We start from the raw sequence: 302 nt of genomic DNA, 5'->3' as shown, positions 1-302 counted from the left end.
AAGTCCAATGGGACAACTGAAGAAAATGTTTGGGTAATGAAACACACAGAATGAGCCATTTTAATATTAAAATTGAAGAGTTACCATCTCTAGAAAAAAAGTTTCCGCCAAAGTCTTGACACATACCGACTTCGATTAATTCTTGACAATAATCAATTTCTGCCTCTAAATCATCTCTATCATTTCGTTTGGGAAATTCCGTTTTCATCGATTCATTTATTTGATAAACAGATTTCCGCAACTGCTTCGCACGTTCATGAAGAACCTCTTGAGGTTTTCGTGCAGAATATTTTGATAAAGTA

The 302-nt window shown here is 34.4% G+C and carries 1 pseudogene; it reads right to left on the bottom strand.

The annotated features are described in order from the left end of the window. Window positions 1-302 (bottom strand): annotated as a pseudogene (locus ACYQ2O_RS13110) (hypothetical protein); the annotation flags it as partial.

The sequence above is a fragment of the Alkalibacterium sp. m-11 genome (assembly GCF_054658155.1).
Note: the sequence above shows the minus strand (reverse complement) of the source record. Positions and strands in the feature narration are given on the sequence as shown.